We start from the raw sequence: 19,632 nt of genomic DNA on the forward strand, positions 1-19,632 counted from the left end.
TGACGTCGGCCGTCACTGGCTGACCGATATCCGATAAATTTCTTCCATGGTGGTGATGCCCTGCTTTACTTTGAGCAGGCCATCGTCGAACAACAGGACCATCCCGTTTTTCATCGCATACTTTTTGTACTCGTGGGACGGGAGGTTTTGGATCAGCATCGAGCGGATCGTGTCGTCGATCTTGAACACCTCGTGAACGGCGATCCTGCCTCGGTATCCGGTCATTTGACAGCTTGCGCAGCCTTTTCCCCTCCATAATGTTTCCACGTTCAACCCTTTTTGGGCAAACAACTTCTTCTCCTGTTCGGACGCCTGGTATTCCTGCTTGCAGTCCTTGCAGATGCGGCGGACGAGCCGCTGCGCGAGTACGCCGTGCACCGAAGAAGCGATCAAAAACGACGGAATGCCCATGTCCACGAGACGGGTAATGCTGCTGACCGCGTCGTTGGTATGCAGCGTGCTGAACACCGAGTGCCCGGTGAGCGCGGCGCGGATGGCGATTTCGGCCGTCTCCCTGTCGCGAATCTCCCCGACCATGATGATGTCCGGGTCCTGGCGCAAAATCGAGCGCAGCGCGGAAGCGAAGCTCATCCCGATATTTTCGTTGACCTGCACCTGGTTGATCCCGTCAAGCTGATACTCGACAGGGTCCTCGACGGTAATGATGTTGACATGCTCTGAGTTCAAATGGTTGAGCGCCGAGTACAACGTCGTCGATTTCCCGCTTCCCGTCGGGCCCGTCACCAGTACGATCCCGTTGGACATGGTAACCAGCTCTTGAAACATCGCCAGATTGCGCTTCGACAGGCCGAGCTGGCTCATCTCCACCAGAGCGTTGGTCAGGTCAAGCAGACGCATGACGATTTTTTCCCCGTAGATGGTAGGCAAAGTCGACATCCGGATATCAATTTCCTTGAAGTCTACATTCATCTGCACCCGGCCATCCTGCGGCATCCTGCGTTCGGCGATGTTCAGATTCGCCATGATTTTCAGCCGGGCCGTCAGCATCCCCTGCATGTGCCGCGGCAAGACCCGCTCCGTTCGCATCAGACCATCGATGCGGAAACGGACGCGGATGCCGTCTTCCATCGGCTCGATATGGATGTCGCTCGCCCGAAGCTGGACAGCCTGCTCAAACATTTGGTTGACCAGGCGAACAATCGGCGAATTGTCGTCAAAAATCCGCGCTTCTTCCAAATCCTCCGGCACTTCGATGCCTTCCATCAGCTCCTGCACAGAGCCTTGCATGCTGTACATTCGCGAGATGGCGCGCTGAATCTCGTCGCGGGTCGCGATCACCACGTTAATGACAAAACCCGTGCTCATCCTCAGCTCGTCAATTGCGTAGTAATCAAGCGGGTCAACCATCGCGACAGTCAGCTTGTTCTCTTCTTTTTTCAACGGAACCAGCGAGTGGCGGCGAGCCAGCTCCTCTGGCACAATCGCTGACAAAGACGGATCCAGACGCATGCGGAACAGGCTGACATGGGGAATCCCCAACTGGTATTCCAGAATTTCAATCAGTTGCTGCTCGGTGATGTAGCCGCTTTGCAGCAGGTGGTCACCGAGCTTCAGCTTCGATTTTTTTTGTTCGACCAGCGCTTCCTGCAACTGGTCGGCGGTAACGATGCCGCTCTCGACCAAGATGTCGCCAAGCCTTTTGCGGGACAAGAGACTCCCCCCTCTTACGTACGGTTGCTTTGCCTAGTTTTGATAAATAATGCCGTTTACCACTTCCGTCCCGCCAGTGCTTCCGCTGTTTGCGTCAGTGGAAGGGGCGCTTGGCATCGGTATGTCTGGAGGCGGTGCAGCGGCAGGTGTTCCGCCGCCGTCATCAGCCGTTTCGGCCGGAGCCGCATCGCCTTCCTGTTGCGCCCCTGGCACAGTTGTCGCCCGCGCCTTCTTGTCTTTTTCATAAACGGGGCCAACCGCAACGACGTTGTGCAGCGGCTTGTAGTAATCCTCGGAAACCTTTTGCTTCCGGAATATCCCGTTCTCCTGCCAGCTCTGGTAAACGGCGACCGTGAAGCCCTCGCTGCCTTTGCGCTCGATGAACTCCTCGTTTGGCCCCAGCGTTTGGTCTACGCGAACAATCGTATTCGGCAACACCGTCGCGCCTTTTTCCGTAACAAGCGTCGCCACAGGCACGTCCTGCTTTGCCCCGAAAAGCGCCACTCGCACCTGATTGCTCTGCAGTGCCGCATGGATAAACAGCGGCTTCTCCGTCTGGTTGGAAAAGCGCAGATCGAGTTCTTCCCCATCGACCCGCGCTTCCAGCCCTGCACTTGTATAGGAAACAGGCCGCTGAGCCGCATGCCGCTCGATCACGGTCAGACGGTTCTGCAAAATGGTTTGGTAGAGAGCAGTCGCTGCCTGTGTCGCGGCTCCACCGAGCTGGTCCGGAACGACTTGTTCGTCGGCGAGAATCGGCTGCAGCACATAGCCGTTTTCCTGCGTGTACGGCCCTGTCGCCTTCAGGAAGGAAAACGTCTCGCCAGGCAAAACGACCGTGCCGTTCAGGCGGGAGACGAGCTGCTGCAAATTGGCAAGCCCGCTGCTCCCGGAAACAGCCATCGGCAAAGACTGCTCAGCCAGCATGTTTTTGATCGACTCCAAATCTGCTGTGCGGATTTGTGGAACGTCTTCCTGTACAGCCAGACGAAGCTCTCCCGACCAATCTGCGAGATTGGACGAGATGACTTGCTCAAAGGCGGACAAAGACTGCTCCAGATTGATCCGGTAACCGACCACCTCTGGCACGATCGAGATCGTATTCCCCGAAACAGCTCCTGTCGCAGACACAGCCGGGCGCTCGATCTGTTGTCCGATGGCGTCAAGCTGCCTGGACATCTCCGCGCGATCAAAGGCAATCTTGATCGGCACATTGACAGGCGCAGAATCCCCCCACAAGCGGGAGAAAAACCCGGTCTTTTCTCGGGAGCGGGCATACGCCTCCTGCAAGGTCGCTTCTACATCAAAGCTGAGTTGCAGCTTGCTTTTGTCAATCGGGTACGCTTGTCCATCCAGTACAAAGCGAATTTCTGTATTTCGGCTGGCCTGTACGGCCTCAAGCAGCTTCTGCCTTGCTTCCTCATATGTCTGGCCGCCTACGGGAAGCGATGCGATCCTGATCTCTTCCTGGAAAATCTTCTCGCCAAAAGTGGCGCCTCCCCACTCGATCATCGAAAAAAGCGAAAGCGCCGGGATCAGGATGAGCTGGACGAAAAATATGGCAAAGAACCAAGAAAACGAATAGCGCCGTCGAGGCGAGATTTGGGTTGCGTACATACGTCAACGCCTTTCTTTATCGGTTATTCATTTGTCTGCTTGTCATCGTGGATGAAATTCCATTCATGCTCATCTGCTTTCCCGACATCTGTCCGTTCCGTTGTGTCAGGCATGGTTTTCTTTTCGGCAGGAGACTCTTCCTCGAAAAAGTAGATGATCCGATCCTCGTCTGCTTCCTCGGCCTCTATTTTTGCCGAAGGAGGATCCAGTGCAGGCATGAACGGAATCGTCTCCGCTTCTTCCTCCTGCAAAAAGTCGTAGCTGATCGCCTCATCCTCGTCGCGGATTTCCGGCAAGCTGCCTTCCTCCTGGCTCACGGCCACTTCAGCCAAAGCCGCCTGTTCGACTTCTTCCTCCAGCTCCAGTTCCAACTCAAGGTCATGCTCAAGCTCATGCTGCTGCTCACTCTCATGCTGCTGCTCACTCTCATGCTGCTGCTCACTCTCATGCTGCTGCTCAAGCTCACTCACCGCTGGCACGCCTTCGTCTTGCTGCTCATCCGCTGCCTCTTCCAAACTCCACGGATGCTGCCGACCCAGCTCCGCTGTCGCCGGCACAGAAAAAACAGGAGCAAATCCGCCTCTCCTTACAGGCACTGCGGACAGCTTCCATGCGCCCCACGCCAGGCAAACCGCGAGCAAAAGAAAAACGGACAGCCACAGCCACAAGCTTGTGTAAGCAATAAAGAAAGGAGAAACGGCGCCGATCAGGACCGCCCCCGCTGCTACCAGCCAGCCTTTTCGCGCAAAAGTGCGCTTCGCCCTCCGATAGAGCATCACTCCAAATAGGGCAGACAATAGAAAATAGCAGCCAATAAATATCAGGACACCTGTTGTATCCATCTTTATTTCACCCTATCCTCTCAAAAAATATGCCATTAGACCCATTCCTTTCTCTCTAACCCGATTCGACTTTGATGTGCAAATTCCTGTTCGAAATTTTGACATTCCTGTATAATATCCTATTTTTCTCATTTCGTGTACAATAAGGTCACGAACCTTTCCAGGAGGATAACCAGGATGAAAGTACTAGATAACGAAAAAGGCTTGTCCTTGGTCGAAGTGGTCGCATCGCTTCTGATTTTTTCCATCGCCCTCCTGTTTTTGAGCCATTTTCTCGTCAGAAGCTTTGAAATCTCCGGCAATCAGGACAGTCGGCAAGTCGCCATGAACTTGGCCAGGCAGACTGTGGAAGAGTGGCGGGCCGGAAATGGCGTGATCCCAGCCGATCAGCAGCAAGGAATTTCGCTGGCAGATCAATACTTGGGCAAACCGCTTCCTTTTCACCTGCTCGCAAGCATCTGCTCCAACGAGGCACCGAATTGGCCCAACGACTTCAAGGGGATCAAGCTCGCTGACATGACCATCAACGATCGCGTCTACCAGACTTACGTGCTCCCCCGGTTTATCACAACAGAGCAAACAGCATCCCAGTCGCTCATCAGAGTCGTCGTCACAGTCTTTTCAAACGATGTGAAAGTCGCGGAGCTGGAAACATTGATAGCCAATCCAGAGATTGGGCAGGAGAATGACGCATGATAATCAGATCGCGCAAACTACCGCTAACCAAATACCTCAAGGATGAACGCGGGCTTACGCTCGTTGAGGTGCTCACCACGTCGCTCATTTTCTTTGCCATCTTGATCCCGCTGATCGGTGTGTACGTCAAAGGAGTAGAAATCTATCAAACTACTTCCTTAAAAAACACGTTGCGAAACGATACAGATTTTGTCATTGGCGACGTGATGCGCACGATCCAGGAGGCGGACTACGTCAAGCTGCCTTCTGCCTCGGCCGACCCCGAGCAAGGATCAGCGGACGATACGGCAGCACGGCATATCGTCAGCGCCTCTTTTCCCGAGTTTGCCGATGCCACCAGCTCCAGCCAGGTCTATTTGCACAAGCGCTCCGTCAAAATTGATCGAGCCTCCACGAGCACGCAAACAGTGTCGCTGCTCACCAGGGAAACGTATGCTTTTGCCGCCTGTGAAACACACGGGTCAGAGATCAATCCATGCAGCCACATTCCCTTTCCGGCAGATCGTAACCAGTATATGGTAAAAGGCTTTTTCACCATGCCTCAGCAAGAAAACGACGATGCAGCCCAAAAACAGGTAGTTCTCTATCTCGTCGTTGCCCTGCGCTACGGTTCTTTCCCGCTTCCTTCCACAGAGGAGGACAGGCAAAACCACCAGCTTTTTGCCAATTGGACCGAGGTGGAGAACGCCGTCACACAAAACACGGAAAAAGCCCAGTATGTACGTGTCGTCCGTACGGAAATCGAGCTGGGCAGCGAGCAGAAGGGGTGAGTCCATGCAGATCGTCAAAGAAGAGAGGGGCGGCGCCCTTGTCATCGTCTTTTTTATCATTGTCCTGTTTACGGTCCTGGCCCTCTCGCTCGCCAGCTACACCATGCAGAGCGTAAAGCAGCGCACCTTTGCCGAGGATGAGGTGCAGGGCAAACTGCTGGCAGACGCGGGACTGGCCTATTTCCAGGAGTATTTGGAGACGCAGTTGCAGATGCCTCATTCCTTCCTGAACGGGAATGGGACGATCAGCGAGGTGCGGGATTCTTTGTCGCGTCCCACTGAGGTGCCAGTGACCCAATCCAGCGACAAGGTCATCGACCTGGTCGAGAGCATCTCCGCTACGGAACCGAATACATACAAGGAAATCCGCTTGCCGGGCTTGAACGGCAGCTTCGCCATCCATACCGCCATCGAGTCGCGGATTCCCCGCGACACCGGCAGCACCAGCCAGCCGTATGTGCTGAAGCTCAAAGTGTCCGTGATCGGCATTCCCGACCGGGCGGAAAACTTGCGGAAGGTCAAGCTCACCTCGACTGTCTACGTGAATACCGTGCCTGCGCCTTTTCACTATGCGATCAGCACTCCCGGCCAACTGCGGCTTTTCGGCGGGAGCAACGTGATTGGCAACATCGCAGCCGACTCGGTTGTGACCAGCTCGCGCTATCGTTACAGCTCGTTGAAAAATACGGAGGACAGCGATCCGGCAAACGATGAGGTAGTCTGGGAGGTCGGCACAAGCGGTCCCAACTACGTGGAGGGCGAAATTTTCCTGCCGAGCCGCAGCCGCCTGATGGAAATTGCCGCTTTTCCTGCGGAGGAGCCGAGCAGCACCGCTTTTTCCGGCCCGCGAATTGCTGATCTGGAATCTGCCTTCGTCCCCAGCCCGCTGCCAGACACGGAGGAAAATGCGGTTACGCTCAGTGCTGATCCGGCCACGCCGTACATCCCCGGATATGAGCCGCCTATCGTGACCGAAAGAAACCGTCCGACAGATTCGCTGTTCATAGATGAACAAGTGGGAAGCACGGCGAAATACGTCTCCGACCGCATCCGCGAAGGAAAAGCACTCGCGACCAGCGCACAGCAAATGCCGCCTGTCGAATCGGCCAGATGGTTCAGAGACCCTGACGAAGCGGATGGCGCAGTGCCTCCTGGCTTTATCGATGCCTACGCGCCGAGCGGTGAGTTGCTCGTCATCGAATCGCCTTATCGCGATGCCAACCCGGATTTCCTGAACCTGACGGCCCGCTTCACGGGAGATTCGCTGGAAAACATTCGCCATCTGTACATCAGCGGTCCGGACGGCGAAGGAATGGCAGCGGTAGAGATGGGCAGAAGCGGCTCGTTCAAGGCGGAGCCGGACCATGAAGGCAAGCCTTTCACTTACACGGGCACGATCTACATCAAGGGCAACCTGGACATTGTCGGAGACGTGTCCATCAACGGCACGGTTTATGTCGATGGCAACGTGGTCATTCGCGAGATCCAAAATATTACGCAGCCCGGTCGGAAAAACAACCTGGTCATTATCGCGTCCGGCACGATCAGCCTCACAGACAGGTACAAAGACGAAAGCTCGATCGACAGCAAGGACATTTATCCACTCTCGGCCTTCCTGTACTCGGAGAGCGCCATGGAGATTTACTCGATCAACTCCCACAACCGGCTGATTGGCGGAATCGCCACAGGCCGCAGCGTGCGTGATGCTGTAGAAGAAGGAACCAGCTACATCGAATTGAACTCCGTGCGCGAAGACCGTGCGGAAAAGCCACCGACGCACATGTCGATTTCTTTTGACCGCAACATTTTCGAAGAGAAGACACCGGGCCTCCCGCCTGGCGACCGTTTTCACATCGACATGTACGACAAAGAGTATCCCGAAGTAGGAGATCCGATCCTGGAGTAAAAGCAAAAGTGCCAATGCGAGACAAACCAGTTCGCATTGGCACTTTCTATTTTTCATGTCAGGAAGCGGTTATTGACGTGTCCCCGTTGCCAGAACGGTGATGGTCAACTCATCTTGCGTATGCTTGATTGGGGATTCTATTTTCTTTCCTCCCTTGCGAATGGTCGTAACGGTGTATTCGACTTCTACGGTAATCTTGTATGTTTTCGTCTTCGAATTGTCCGTTTTCAGATTGAGGAACTTCTCTGCAAAAATATCGCTATGCGGGAGAGCAACCGTTGTGCCAGGTTCACCGCTTCCGACCTGCACAATCGTATATTTTGCATTTTTTACGTTGACCTTGACTCTGCCATCGACATCTACGTCTTTAAAAGAGTAGCCCAGGCGCACGTTTACCGCCCTGTTTTCCTGCACGCTTCCAGTCGAGATGACAAAGGCATACGGCGAAGTTCTTTCTTTCGGCGGTGTCAGGACAACCTGGCGAGTCGTCACATAGCCGTCGCCATTATCTGCCTTGATGATAACCGTGGTTTCCACGTACTTTCCGCCTTCCGTGCGCAGCGGAATGTCCAGGTAGTTATCGTTTTTGCTGTCCATGTTGGGAATAGGCGTAAAGTCGCTTTCCGTAGGGTTAGGCGTTGTGCTGTACTTCCAGACGGTATCCTCGGTGACATGCTCTTGAGGGGTCACCTTCACAGTCCCTATGCTTTCCAGCTCCAAAACCTTCTCCGCCTCTGCCGTAAATACCGGATACTCGCTACCGCCGATCGTGATGACCTTCGACACGCTCATTTCATTAACATCCGTCGTATCTCCGTCCTCGTTAAAGTCTTGGCGCATGGCGACTACAAAGTGGTTCACGCCTGGCTTCAACGGTACGCCTTGGGCAGTGGTGCCGTTGTTGAAATCGGTCAGTTGCGTCTGGTGGTTGACATTCTTGTTATCGCTCTCGTAAACCCAGCCAAAGGTTGCATTTGGCATGATCGTTCCAGACGGCGTAGCGACAAGCTTGGCCGTCTGCGAACTGCCCTCTCGCTCGCCCGTCGCCGTAATTTCGATTGGCGGGTTAAAGTACACTTTCCCTTCTGCTTCGTTGGAAAGCTGTCCCAGCCCGTTTTTCACCTGACCTGTAATCACCGCAGGCCCGACAAAAGGTCCGCCCAACGAGGTCTGATTTTGCTCAATCGTAAACTGGTACGTCGTTTTGAACAGGCCGTTTCCGACTTCAACCGGAGCCTTCGGTGTGCCAGGGTCTACAGAAGTACCGTTGATGCGGAAATCCGGTTGCAGCACTTCGGTTTTACTGAAGTGGATGACTTCTGCCGTAATGACTACTTCTTTTGGATACAAGCTGTTCCAGCCATCGTTAGGTGTCATGGTCAACTGCGGCTGGGACGAAACGATGACCAGGCACGTGTCCGTATATCCGCCGTCCACTGTCGTCACCGTGATCGTTGCCTGACCGCTGCCGACAGCGACGACACGCCCTACCGAGTCGACGGTCGCTACTTTTTCGTTGCTGAAGGTCCATTTCACGTCTTTGTTTTCTGCATCAGCCGGGAAGACGGTTGCCACCAGCTTCTCGGTATTGCGAGCCGGATCTTCCGCGACGAGTGTAATTTGCTCTTTATTGAGGGTGACGCCTTCCACAGCCGTGTACACATTGAAGTTCACGCTGTTGAACTTGTCCGTAATCTCCGCTTCCGTAAAATCGGTGTAATTCATCTGAGCTTGGTTGAGCGTGTACAGACCGCTTTTCGTTGCTTTCAGCTCTACGGTGAATTGCTGTTTCTCCGCACGGTACACCTTGCCGGCAGGCGTATTCACGAGGTTGTACGTCACATCCTGCAACTGTCCAGCCAGTTGCTTTTTGCCTCCTGACGTAGACTGTTGCCACCCTTCGGAATTGCTGCTCACTTCAATGCCCTCCGGGTAAATTTCGTTGAAGCTGATATTTTTCAAGGTAAGCTGATTGCCAGTAACCTGATACACGTATCCCTGGAAGACGCCTGTGTAGTTGCCAGCCGCATCCTTTTTCACTTCAAAGCGGCCAAAGTTGAGGATCGGCGCCGCTGTGGAACTGCTGGTCAGCTTCGTATCGTCGACGATCGGCAGCGTAATGACCGCCTTTCGGTCGTACAAATATTTCAAGCCTTCATTCAGTTCGTTTTTCAGATTGCTGCCTGGCAGCGTATTGACGGTCGCACCGAGTGAAACGGATTGGGTGTAGCCTGTCTTCAACAGATTCAGGTATGCCGTGCCAGTGTTTGGACTTGCCCACGCAATCGGTCCAAAATCCCCTTTTGTCGGGTCCTGGAACGAATACGCCTGGCCGACCACATAGCTCTCCTGCGGCATCCAGATTGGACGCAGACCTGTCAACGCCAGCTCGCTGACGGGAATATCCCTAGGCTCGATGGTGTACTCGATCGCGATCGGATCGCTTTTCTTGATCCGTCCCGGATTTTCATTGAGCACTTTTCGAGACAGGGCGAGCGCAGGTGTCACTTTGTCTACGATGACTTTTCGCGTAACGGTTTGCTTGGCTCCCTTGCTGTCTTCCACCTCTACCCTGATCTCGATCTCGCCGCCGTTCGGCTTGGTATTGGCCGCCTGATAAATGACGATCGAGCCGTTACCTGTCCGATCATTGGAGTAGACCTGCTTGCCGTCGACGTAGATTTTCGTTTTCAGCATGAAGTCTTTCAAATCGTAGTCGTCCACGCGGTAGACGATATCGAACGCCTTGTCGGTGCTGCGAATGCGCTCCTTGTCATTTGGCGCAATCATCGTAATGATCGGCGCATGGTTGGCACCGATGAAGGCGCGGTACAGCGTGTTGACGAACAGCTTTTGCTCGGAATCCGGAAAGCTGCTGGAGGTGTGTCCCGTACCCGAGTAGGTGACGCCTCCCTTGGAGTAGGTGTAGTAATGGTTCCAGCTATCGTCGACGTCCCGGTTGCTGCCTGTCATGTTGTACCACGGAATGACAGTCGGATCTTCCAGGTCAAGCGTATAGTACTGGTCGTGCGTTTCCGCCACCGTGACGGATTCTCCCAAAGCAAACGGGTACTGCGTCAGCAAGCCGCTGTTGACTTGCTTGGTCGTTTTCGAACGGTTCGGCGCTCCGAAGCCCAGGTTGTGCATCGGGTCGATTTGTCCGCTAATGTCTTTGAAATACGTGAGCCAGTTGTTGCTGCTGCGGTAGATCGTATCGTGGGAAAACATGACGCCCTGGCCTGTGCGGATAAAAGATTGCACCGCTTCGGCTGCTGCTGTACTGATCGACGCGCCTTCGTTGTATGTATCCCGGAAGCCAAACACCAGCATGTCGTAGTTGCCGTTCAAGGTCTTGTAGTACGTTTTGTTGAAATCACTCATCGAAACCGTATTGATCTGGAGGGCGTAATCGGTGCCGTTGTCCAGATACGCCTTCTGAATCCGCTTGTTCAAATCGCTCTCGTCATTGGAGCTGACGGTTACTTGCAGCACCCTGACGTTCACTTTTTGATCGCGGAACTGAAAAATGCCTGTCTCGTAATCTTTCAGCTTGGTCGCTTCGTCTACCAGCTCCAGCTTCCAGTAGTACAGCGTGGACAAGCCTTTTGGCAGGACGAAGGAAAGCTCGTTGACTGCGCTGTTGGCCGTAAGCGAAGTCGTGCTGACCAGCTCTTCCGGCTCATATACTCTGTCGAAGTCAGCGTCAATGTACAGATTGGCGCTCAGCCCGCGGCCGACAAAAGAAGAGTAGTTCGCCAACTTGAACGTGTAGGTGATCTTATCTCCCGGACCGTAAATGGCATGCGAGGAAAGCGTGTAATCGCTCGGCTGGGAAAGAATGGTCAAGCGCGGTCTTGTCGCTATGTTTTGCGCAATTTTTTTCGCTGCATCTGAGGCGCTGCTGGCAAAAAGGACATTTTTCTGGCTGCCACTTTTATATGGGTTAAAATGCGCTTTCAACTTGCCTGTATTTTTGGTAACGGTATCGTTGTGCAAGACTACCAGTTGGCCTTTGCTGATAAACTCCTTTTTGATCGCTTCGGCCTTCAGGTCGGTGATGTCGTTCATTTTGTTTTTTGTATCGTGCGCGTTGGCCCGATCCGTCGGGGAACTGGAGTTTTCCATGTTGCGATAGCTTACCGGATCCGTGCTGTACTTCCCGGAGCCGATGTAGATCGCATCGTATTTCCCGTCCAGCTCTTCGCGAATCGCGACGAATTTTTTCATGCTCATCGTCGTGATCGCATAGTCGGAACTGGACAAGGAAAGCTCCGAACTGCCGGAATCCGTAATCTCCAAAATCTGCTTTTTCAAGTCGTTCCCGCTATTCGCATGGCTAATCGCCTGCGGCCCCCAAGTCCCCAACGTCAGTTGAACCATGAGCAGGAACAATAGCAAAAGCCTCCATACTCTCACTTTTTCCCTCTCCTCCCACTATAAATTAATGTTTTCTCGCGTTTGCTCACTCATTCTTAGATTTTCAACCATCAACATTCCAGAGAAGTGGGCGAAGCATGTAATTATGGAATATTTTTCTGGATGAGCCGGTGGCGGGAATAAAGATTCGAATCTTTTTTCCAATCTATTGGTAAATCGTATGACCGCACATTTGGATATCCACTCCATTCCCCTGACGGCTTACCCTCCCATGTCACGCTGGGTCTTCGCCCTTACATTCCTTCGTTCTGCCTCTCAAGGTGTGGACGCCGCTTCTTGCTCCTTTACTGGGTCGTTGCCCTTACGGAATAGATCCTGCGGCTGCTCCGTGCTTCTGTTGTCATTGGTTTACTTCCAAGCTCTTGTGAGAAACGAGAATTATCGTTTGAATTTAAGCTACCATCTGTATTTGGGACTGGCGTACAGGTCCTAATACGTCGGACGCATTGTACGGAATGCACTTCGTGCCTAGTGTGTACAGTACGCGAATGAGCTTCCCGCAGAGTGCCACTATAGACTGCTTCTTCTTGAGCGGATTATGACTTCGCTTCGTAAAGTAATGGTGCAACGCCTTGAATTCGGCGTTTTTGGCGACCATCGGCATCATCGCCCGAAATAGCAAGGCTCTTAGTCGGGATCGTCCACGCTTGGTAATCGTGGACTTGCCCTTCTTCTTGCCGGAACTGTTCTCTTTGAGGTTAAATCCAGCAAGACGGATGATCTGCTGCCCATGGTCATAACCGCTAAGATCACCAACTTCAGCCAAGAAGCCCGCCAGCGTAACAACGCCGATTCCTGGTACTGTCAGCATTTCATTTGTACCTGGAATTTGTGCAAGCAATGCTTCCACTTGCGCCATGATTTCTTCAAGTTGCCTTGAGAATAGTTCATATTGTTCCAGTAAGGCCTTGAGCTCGATTTTCGCCGCCGTCAGCCCTTCGGTAAGTCCAATTGAGTTTGTGGCAGCTTGTAGGAGTTGCGCTGCACGTTTGGAGCCAACCGCTCGCTTCACGTCTTCCTTCCATCGGTTCACGATTGTACTCGCGCCAAGCGATACAATCTCCTGTGGCGTCGGAAATTCACGAAGCGTGATGAGCGAGGCCTTTCCTTCCCAATCTTTAAACACAAGGCTGTACTCCGGAAAGAAGCGATCAAGCCAGTTCTGGATACGCCGTTGGACTTGACCGAAGTTCACCATCACCTTCTCTCGAAGGTTCATGAGAATACGAAGATCGGCATAAACGCTCGTAGGCAATTTGGGCTCGCTGTACTTGCCATTGCGAACTAAATCAGCGATTAACCTAGCATCCTTGTAATCATTCTTCGTCGGTGAATTGTCTTCAAGTTCTTTGCTTTTATTGACGTGATGAGGATTCACGATAACGACTTTGATGTTTTCTCGATGCAGAAATTCGGCCAGTGGAAACCAGTAGTGTCCGGTTGGCTCAATGCCCAAGATGATATCCGTCTTGGCGTATTGCCGCTGAAGCTCCTTCATCCACGAAACGAGTTTCGTCAGGCCAGAATGGTCATTGCCGAACACACAGTCCTTACCAATCTCGATTCCGCGGAAATCGACAGCTCTGGCAACATGCGTTTTCTTGGCAATATCTGCACCGACAACAAGGGTTAATTCGGTAATTTGTTGAATACGTTGATTCTGCTTTTTCGATTGCTTATACTTCATTGTGGAGTACCTCCTGTACGGGTAATTGTTCTTTGGACGGAACGTTTCCCAGTTTACAGAAGGTGCTTTTTTTATTCAAACCCCAAATTCATTCATTACAGGAATGGCTCCTTTTTCCTTTTTGGCTTGGCTTCGTATAAGCGCCAGAAGCAAAATCATGATGGTTTTGCCCTTTAGCTGTCTAGCAATCCGCCAACGACTATATTACTATCAGATTACGCCAATATTGGTACTTTTGCACTAATTATCTTTTCGACAATTACGCCTTCATCTGTTCACAAGCTTGGGTCCATGGCAGACGTACCTTTTCTTGCTCCGTTAGTTTATAGTAATAAGGAAGCCATTGTACACCCCTCATGAAAAAGGATGCGAACCATGCAAAAAATCATTGTTGTAGGTGCCGGAATTTTGGGTGCTTCGACGGCGTATCAGCTATCAAAAAGAGGCGCAGAAGTAATCATTGTGGACCGAAAACATAAAGGCCAGGCCACCGATGCAGCCGCAGGGATCATTTGCCCGTGGCTGTCGCAAAGGCGCAATCAGGCGTGGTACAAACTGGCGAAGGAAGGCGCGCGCTTTTACCCCTCGCTGATCGCCGAGCTTGAGCAGAGCGGCGAGACGAGCACCGGGTATGCACGTGTCGGCGCTCTTAGCATTCACAAGGATACAGACAAGCTGCAGGCGCTGGAAAAGCGGGCTCTCACGCGCAAGGAAGATGCGCCGGAGCTGGGCGACGTCACCATGCTTTCCTCCGAAGAGACAAAAGCGCTTTTTCCTCCGCTCGACGAGGACTACGCCGCGGTGCATGTCACAGGAGCCGCTCGCGTGGATGGCCGCGCCCTGCGGGATGCTTTGCTGCGGGCTGCGCAAAAAAATGGAGCTGTGCTTCTATACGAGGAAGCTACCCTGGTACACAACGGAACGCGGGTAACCGGAGTGCGTGCAGGCTCTGAAACGATCACCGCCGATTCCGTCATCGTCTGTGCCGGAGCGTGGGCGAACGAAATTTTCCAGCCTCTGGGCGTCCAGTTTCAGGTTACTTTCCAAAAGGGGCAAATTGTCCATCTGGACTATCCAGACGCGAATACGGGCAACTGGCCTGTGGTGATTCCGCCCAACGATCAATATTTGCTCGCCTTCGATCAGCAAAAAATGGTCGTCGGAGCCACGCACGAAAACGACGTCGCAGGCTTCGACACGCGCGTAACGCCAGGCGGCTTGCATGAAGTGTTCACAAAAGCGCTGGACATCGCCCCCAGGCTTGCCGACAGCACGTTCGTGGAAGCGCGGGTAGGCTTTCGCCCGTTCACGCCGGGATTTCTTCCCGTCCTCGGCCCGCTCCCCGGCTGGGAAGGCATTTTCGTCGCCAATGGCCTCGGCGCGTCCGGCCTGACAATGGGGCCTTACGTCGGTTATCAGATGGCCAAGCTTGCCCTAGGACTGGACATGGATATTCAGTTGGAGCATTACGCTGTGTCAGGCGCGATTGTTGCTGAATGTGAATGAGTTTGGAAAAGCGAGGTCTTGTCCCTTTTTGGGGTGGGGCCTTGTTTTTGTTTTCGGTTTTTTTGTCGGTTGTGTTGTCGGTTTGTTTTCGTTGCGGTTGTCGTGTATAGAGCGAGTGAAAGTCGTTGTAGCTCGGCTTAGCAAGCGGATTTTGTATGGTAGAGAGGCAAAACTGAATGGATTGCGCTTTTAGGGCCGGGCTTGGCTTTTAGTCGATTGTTTCCGGTGTGATGGCTAGTGTCCAGGCTGGCGGTTGTATTCGTGTGAATGCGTAGCAAGCATGCCGGAGCTGAGATGAGTGCTGTCGAAGAAGGAGAACTGCGAGTTGCAGGAACAAACAGAGTGTGAAAAGAGCCGGGAGCCCTTTACCAATGCGGGTTTCCGGCTTGTTTTTCGTGTGCAGCTCCGCTGTCTGCTGGCGCTGTAGTAGCGTATAGCGTAGCTAGCGATTATTGCGGGTCATTTGGCAGCGGCAAACAGAAAACAAATTGCTCGCCGAGCGGCCCCATTCTTCTGCGCCCGGTATCTGCAAAGCCCGCTGCCACATACAGCCGCTGGGCAGGGATGTTTTTATGGTTCACTGCCAAAACAATTTCCGTACAGGCAGGAAACTCGGTACGGATAAATGTCGGCAAGAGAAGCATTCCTTGCTTTGCATAGCCTTTGCCTTGTTGTGCATGGTTAATGGAAAAGGAAGTGAGCAGCATCGCGTCGGGGTTCGCGGAATACTCCTTTACCCGCTCCGTCGAATGGAGCAAGAAGAAGCCTACGGGTTCCTTTTCGCTTACAATCACAATCGGGTATTGGCCTTCTGTTACCGCGAGAGTCTCGACAGGCAATGATGTAAACTGTCCCTGTTCTTCGGGGAGTTCAAACGAGCGCAGCGCTGGCAAGTGAGCGGGAGAATAGTGCGTCAATTTAACGTGGACGGGTTTGTTCATTGGGGGAGCACCTGCTTTTTATTTTTATAGTAGCATAGGAACGTACGTTTGTCATTACAGATAGATATAGCGTAGTTGTAGGAATGAGGGTGGGGTGTATGGGGGATGGTCTTACGGATAGTAACGGTTCGCTCCCTATATTTGGATCAGTCCGGGATATTTCCCAAAATACGACAATTGTAAAAGTGTGAATTAGGGCATTTTGCTTACTTTCCAGTTGTTTTAGCGCTCCATACTGCCTTCTTGAAAGTCAGCGCGTGGCTCTTTGTTTTTTCTTAAATAGATCCACGAGGACGATCAAAGCCAGAATCAAAACGGAGTGCACGAAAGGCTTCAGGATGCTGGGGTCGTCGTAAATAAAGTAAGCCACTATAAAGTTAAGGGCAAACGTGCCGAACATTTGGTCACCTCGTTTCGGGACTGGGGTTTTGGTTGGGCGGATTTTTTAATGTTGGGCTTTGCGGTTTGTTCAGTATGAGTTTAATTTTTTCGTAGGCTTATTTTGTGGGTTTAGGGTGTTCTAGGCAGTTGCCATTTTGTCGCAAGAACTTGGTTCGTTGTGGCAGTTCACTCGTGTTCGGGTTCGTAATGTACAGAAACGAAAAAAGCAGAACAGTCTGTGTTAGAGCGGTTTCAGTCCCTTTGTTTCTCGGGGTCTTAATGTAACGTGACCTCATCGGTTTTTACCCTGAGTTTGCAGCGTGTTTCAGTCCCCTCGTTCCTCGGGTCCTCAATGTAACTCCGGTTCGTGATAACAATACGTATTTCTCTGATCCGTTTCAGTCCCCTCGTTCCTCGGGTCCTCAATGTAACCGACCTTGGTCGGCATGAACAAACTCAGTAATGCCAAGGCTTTGCTTGTAGTCAAAGTCCTCAACATTCCGCACTTTTTTCGAGGATTACCTTTCTGTCCAAAAACAGGCCCCATCCTCGAAAACACTTTCTCTCCATTTATTTTCCGGCTGAGTCCTATCATTAGTATTCACTTGCAGGGGTATAATCATGTGCTCTCACGACTATAATAAATCATTTGCCACATTTTTATAATACCTCTCCCTCGTTTCCTGCCGAAATCACGACAAAATATCTTTTGTCCACAAAAAGACGCACCTCACTTCTCATCTTCCCTTTCGGCAGACATCCCCATCGCCCAGCATGGCGCCGAAGGTTCTTCCTGTTTCCTCAGATTCTTTCTTGCTCACTCTCATCTGCGTATCTATTGCTCTTGGAGAAACAAGACCCCATCGGGACTTTTCCCCTCAAGCTCAGTGCCATACCACTCGCAGCCTGGTTAAAAAACTTCTCGTTACCGAGATGCCAGTTTCCCTTGACCAGCACTGTACAGTAAACTAAAGTGGAATTTGGATTTCTCAATATTTACCAGAAACAAAATTCGCCCACGCAAAACTTTTTCGATTAGGAGGTATTCTATGAGGCTGCAAGAACCGTTGCAACGTTCGTTGCGGTCAGAGATAGAAAAAATCCAAAAGCAATACGGCTACACCCTAAGCAAACTCAGTGCGCTGTCGGGAATCAATCACGGGCATCTCAGCGATATTTTACGGGGCAATCGCGCGATGACGATAAGACAGTTGGATGCCTTGGCTACCGCATTTGAACAGCCTCCCGGATGGCTGTATGAATTGTACCCCGACGAGTGCTTTGCCAAAGAAAGAGTCTCGCGGCCGAGGGTGATCCCGTATTTGATCCGGTGTGCTGAGATTGGGCGGCAGGATTGCATTCAACCGATCGTTTCTAAACTGCTGGATGAGCAAAAAATGTGGATATCCTCTTTTCAGTAGGAGAACGCCTCTTTGAAGCGGGGAAGCGCAAGGAATCCATTCCTTTTTACCAGCTCGTGATTGAAAATGAAAAGGATAGCCATTCAGAACGCTTTTCGCTCAGTCAGTACAGATTGTTTCGTGCAACGCTAGGAGCGAATGCCGAAGACAACTGGAAAGCCGTCATCCGATTTGAACCTTATCGAAATCGCCTGCCAGAAAATTATCAGTTGGACGGGTTGCTTCAGTTGGCGAATGTATCTTTTGTTTTGCAAAGGTGGAGCGATATGGAAAAGTATGCAGACGAGCTCCGCTTACTGGCCTCGAAGGTTTACGAGCATGAATGGCGCAAACGGAAAAACGCCAAGACGTGTGAGCCGCTCAAGACCGAGCGTCATCTGGTTGTGTATTACGGTCAAGGCTTTCTGCTGAAAGGAGCTGCCTTGCAGATGCAAGGGCTGTATGGTGAAGCGAAAAAGTATGTGCAGGGCTATGCTGACCTTGACTGGTTTGAACTCCTTGATGATACAGGGCGAATGGAGGTAGAGAAGTTCAAGACGTGGGCAAAAGCCAATATGTACACGTATGATTTACTGATGGGGGATACCCAAGTCTTGCCCGAGTATTTGGATTTTTTAGACAAACACCCTGCGGAAATACCAGCCGGACTTTTGACGATCATGGAAGCTGCCAGCAAATTCGACCTTTCTATCGATCATGTTTTAGAGCGGTATTCTGCGGAAATCGAACGCTTTTATGAACATCAGGATCAGATTAATAAGGGAAGACATTATAACTTCCGGTATTTTAAAATCGCATATGAATTGAAGCGCGGCCGCATGAACAAAGCACTCGACGAAATTTTATGCTGCATGGACCTTGCCGACTTGTGCTAGATTTTGGTTAATGTATCGGTCCTCTGCGACGTGTCCAAACCACTCCGCAAAGCAGTACTTGCTTTGCTTGGCAGTTCAAAAACGAAATAGCCTGAGATAAAAGCCAGCATTTGTGTAAACGTGCTGGCTTTTATATTTCCTTATTTTCTCTAAACCGAATTTTTTGGAGAGTGCTGTATAGTAGAATTGCCCTTCCCTTACACAAAAAGGAAGGTATCACCGAGAAATTTCCGATTAACCAGATCTTTTCCCGATTAAACTGGAACAAATCACTTTTAATCTCTCCATAAAGACAGGTGTATGATTCAAGTGAACAAAAAAAGGAAAAATGAAGAAGACTGTGAATGCTAATCAAAAAGTTGACCATTTTTGGAGCAAACGCTCATCTTCGAGTTGACCACCTACGATGCTTTTTTTCACACAAAGTAGCATTTTATTTCCTGCACCAAGGATCGTCAAGGATAAAGGGTAAACCCCTTGCTACGCAAGCCCTTGACGATCCTTGGCTCAGTAAAAACATTTGCAATTAGGTGTGAAAATGATGACGTGTGCTCAAACTGTCAGGTGGGTAACTTTATGATGAGCAAAGTGGTCAACATTTTGGTGAGCGTTCACAGAAGACCTATTGAATATCATCGAAGAATTACGAAGACAACTTGTTAAACTCGTTCAGGAAAAAGGATTGGACCATATAGAGGTTGTAATTCTGAGCCAGCGTCTGGATGAATATATTGTCCAGTTTCAAAGCAGTATGAATCCAAAATGATAGCGGTTACACGATTTCTCGGGAATGTAAATTTTTTTGAGTAAATGGGTTTTTAACAGGCGGATGGCAACATGAGCGGCTTTACATGTAGAGGCGGGTAGGAACACACGCGGCGT

At 51.5% G+C, this 19,632-nt stretch carries 13 protein-coding genes; 7 read left to right on the plus strand and 6 right to left on the minus strand.

What is annotated here, in order from left to right; translation table 11 throughout:
- Nucleotides 1–12 precede the first annotated feature (12 nt).
- Genes BA6348_RS24900 through BA6348_RS24910 form a run of 3 tightly spaced genes read right to left on the minus strand, consistent with a single transcriptional unit; the run spans nt 13 to nt 4,130 of the window.
- Nucleotides 13–1,671 (minus strand): GspE/PulE family protein, encoded by a 1,659-nt coding sequence (locus BA6348_RS24900; protein WP_025845181.1) that lies wholly within the window; start codon nt 1,669–1,671, stop codon nt 13–15.
- A gap of 33 nt (nt 1,672–1,704) precedes the next feature.
- Nucleotides 1,705–3,288 (minus strand): VanW family protein, encoded by a 1,584-nt coding sequence (locus BA6348_RS24905; RefSeq protein WP_122952940.1) that lies wholly within the window; start codon nt 3,286–3,288, stop codon nt 1,705–1,707.
- Nucleotides 3,289–3,311: 23 nt separating this feature from the next.
- Nucleotides 3,312–4,130: a YwiC-like family protein gene (locus BA6348_RS24910; protein WP_122952939.1), complete on the minus strand. Its 819-nt coding sequence runs from the start codon at nt 4,128–4,130 to the stop codon at nt 3,312–3,314.
- A gap of 177 nt (nt 4,131–4,307) precedes the next feature.
- Between BA6348_RS24910 and BA6348_RS24915 the strand changes: the two genes are divergently transcribed.
- Genes BA6348_RS24915 through BA6348_RS24925 form a run of 3 tightly spaced genes read left to right on the plus strand, consistent with a single transcriptional unit; the run spans nt 4,308 to nt 7,502 of the window.
- The gene (locus tag BA6348_RS24915) at nt 4,308–4,826 is read left to right on the plus strand and encodes a type IV pilus modification PilV family protein (protein ID WP_005830893.1); all 519 of its coding nucleotides are present in this window, start codon (nt 4,308–4,310) and stop codon (nt 4,824–4,826) included.
- A complete protein-coding gene (locus BA6348_RS24920; RefSeq protein WP_007778834.1) occupies nt 4,823–5,596 on the plus strand; it encodes a PilW family protein in 774 nt (257 codons plus the stop codon). Before BA6348_RS24915 ends, BA6348_RS24920 begins: the two co-directional genes overlap by 4 nt.
- 4 nt (nt 5,597–5,600) lie before the next feature.
- The gene (locus tag BA6348_RS24925) at nt 5,601–7,502 is read left to right on the plus strand and encodes a hypothetical protein (protein ID WP_129552253.1); all 1,902 of its coding nucleotides are present in this window, start codon (nt 5,601–5,603) and stop codon (nt 7,500–7,502) included.
- Nucleotides 7,503–7,571: 69 nt separating this feature from the next.
- On the opposite strand, the gene BA6348_RS24930 is transcribed toward BA6348_RS24925, so the two are convergent.
- Both BA6348_RS24930 and BA6348_RS24935 read right to left on the minus strand, forming a co-directional pair.
- Nucleotides 7,572–11,918, minus strand: a complete 4,347-nt coding sequence (locus BA6348_RS24930; RefSeq protein WP_122952938.1) for an Ig-like domain-containing protein — start codon at nt 11,916–11,918, stop codon at nt 7,572–7,574.
- A gap of 412 nt (nt 11,919–12,330) precedes the next feature.
- Nucleotides 12,331–13,626, minus strand: a complete 1,296-nt coding sequence (locus tag BA6348_RS24935; protein WP_023555147.1) for an IS110 family RNA-guided transposase — start codon at nt 13,624–13,626, stop codon at nt 12,331–12,333.
- A 375-nt stretch (nt 13,627–14,001) separates the two neighbouring features.
- Here BA6348_RS24935 and BA6348_RS24940 point away from each other — a divergent pair, with 375 nt between their 5' ends.
- On the plus strand, nt 14,002–15,132 hold the full coding sequence (locus tag BA6348_RS24940) for an NAD(P)/FAD-dependent oxidoreductase (protein WP_122953240.1): 1,131 nt from the start codon (nt 14,002–14,004) through the stop codon (nt 15,130–15,132).
- 449 nt (nt 15,133–15,581) lie between these two features.
- On the opposite strand, the gene BA6348_RS24945 is transcribed toward BA6348_RS24940, so the two are convergent.
- A complete protein-coding gene (locus BA6348_RS24945; protein WP_025845192.1) occupies nt 15,582–16,073 on the minus strand; it encodes a GNAT family N-acetyltransferase in 492 nt (163 codons plus the stop codon).
- Between the two features lie 1,430 nt (nt 16,074–17,503).
- Here BA6348_RS24945 and BA6348_RS27560 point away from each other — a divergent pair.
- The 3 genes from BA6348_RS27560 (at nt 17,504) to BA6348_RS24955 (ending at nt 19,516) form a co-directional block, all read left to right on the plus strand.
- On the plus strand, nt 17,504–17,875 hold the full coding sequence (locus tag BA6348_RS27560; RefSeq protein ID WP_241752897.1) for a helix-turn-helix domain-containing protein: 372 nt from the start codon (nt 17,504–17,506) through the stop codon (nt 17,873–17,875).
- Nucleotides 17,854–18,750: a DNA-binding protein gene (locus tag BA6348_RS24950; RefSeq protein WP_241752898.1), complete on the plus strand. Its 897-nt coding sequence runs from the start codon at nt 17,854–17,856 to the stop codon at nt 18,748–18,750. Before BA6348_RS27560 ends, BA6348_RS24950 begins: the two co-directional genes overlap by 22 nt.
- 625 nt (nt 18,751–19,375) lie before the next feature.
- On the plus strand, nt 19,376–19,516 hold the full coding sequence (locus BA6348_RS24955; protein ID WP_081414809.1) for an aspartyl-phosphate phosphatase Spo0E family protein: 141 nt from the start codon (nt 19,376–19,378) through the stop codon (nt 19,514–19,516).
- Nucleotides 19,517–19,632: the final 116 nt, after the last annotated feature.

Source organism: Brevibacillus agri (assembly GCF_004117055.1).
In the GTDB taxonomy this organism is placed as follows: domain Bacteria; phylum Bacillota; class Bacilli; order Brevibacillales; family Brevibacillaceae; genus Brevibacillus; species Brevibacillus agri.

Coding starts and splice junctions, on each gene's coding strand:
- BA6348_RS24905 (WP_122952940.1), bottom strand. CDS start 3,288: ATGTACGCAACCCAAATCTCGCCTCGACGGCGCTATTCGTTTTCTTGG.
- BA6348_RS24910 (WP_122952939.1), bottom strand. CDS start 4,130: ATGGATACAACAGGTGTCCTGATATTTATTGGCTGCTATTTTCTATTG.
- BA6348_RS24915 (WP_005830893.1), top strand. CDS start 4,308: ATGAAAGTACTAGATAACGAAAAAGGCTTGTCCTTGGTCGAAGTGGTC.
- BA6348_RS24920 (WP_007778834.1), top strand. CDS start 4,823: ATGATAATCAGATCGCGCAAACTACCGCTAACCAAATACCTCAAGGAT.
- BA6348_RS24925 (WP_129552253.1), top strand. CDS start 5,601: ATGCAGATCGTCAAAGAAGAGAGGGGCGGCGCCCTTGTCATCGTCTTT.
- BA6348_RS24935 (WP_023555147.1), bottom strand. CDS start 13,626: ATGAAGTATAAGCAATCGAAAAAGCAGAATCAACGTATTCAACAAATT.
- BA6348_RS24940 (WP_122953240.1), top strand. CDS start 14,002: ATGCAAAAAATCATTGTTGTAGGTGCCGGAATTTTGGGTGCTTCGACG.
- BA6348_RS24945 (WP_025845192.1), bottom strand. CDS start 16,073: ATGAACAAACCCGTCCACGTTAAATTGACGCACTATTCTCCCGCTCAC.
- BA6348_RS27560 (WP_241752897.1), top strand. CDS start 17,504: ATGAGGCTGCAAGAACCGTTGCAACGTTCGTTGCGGTCAGAGATAGAA.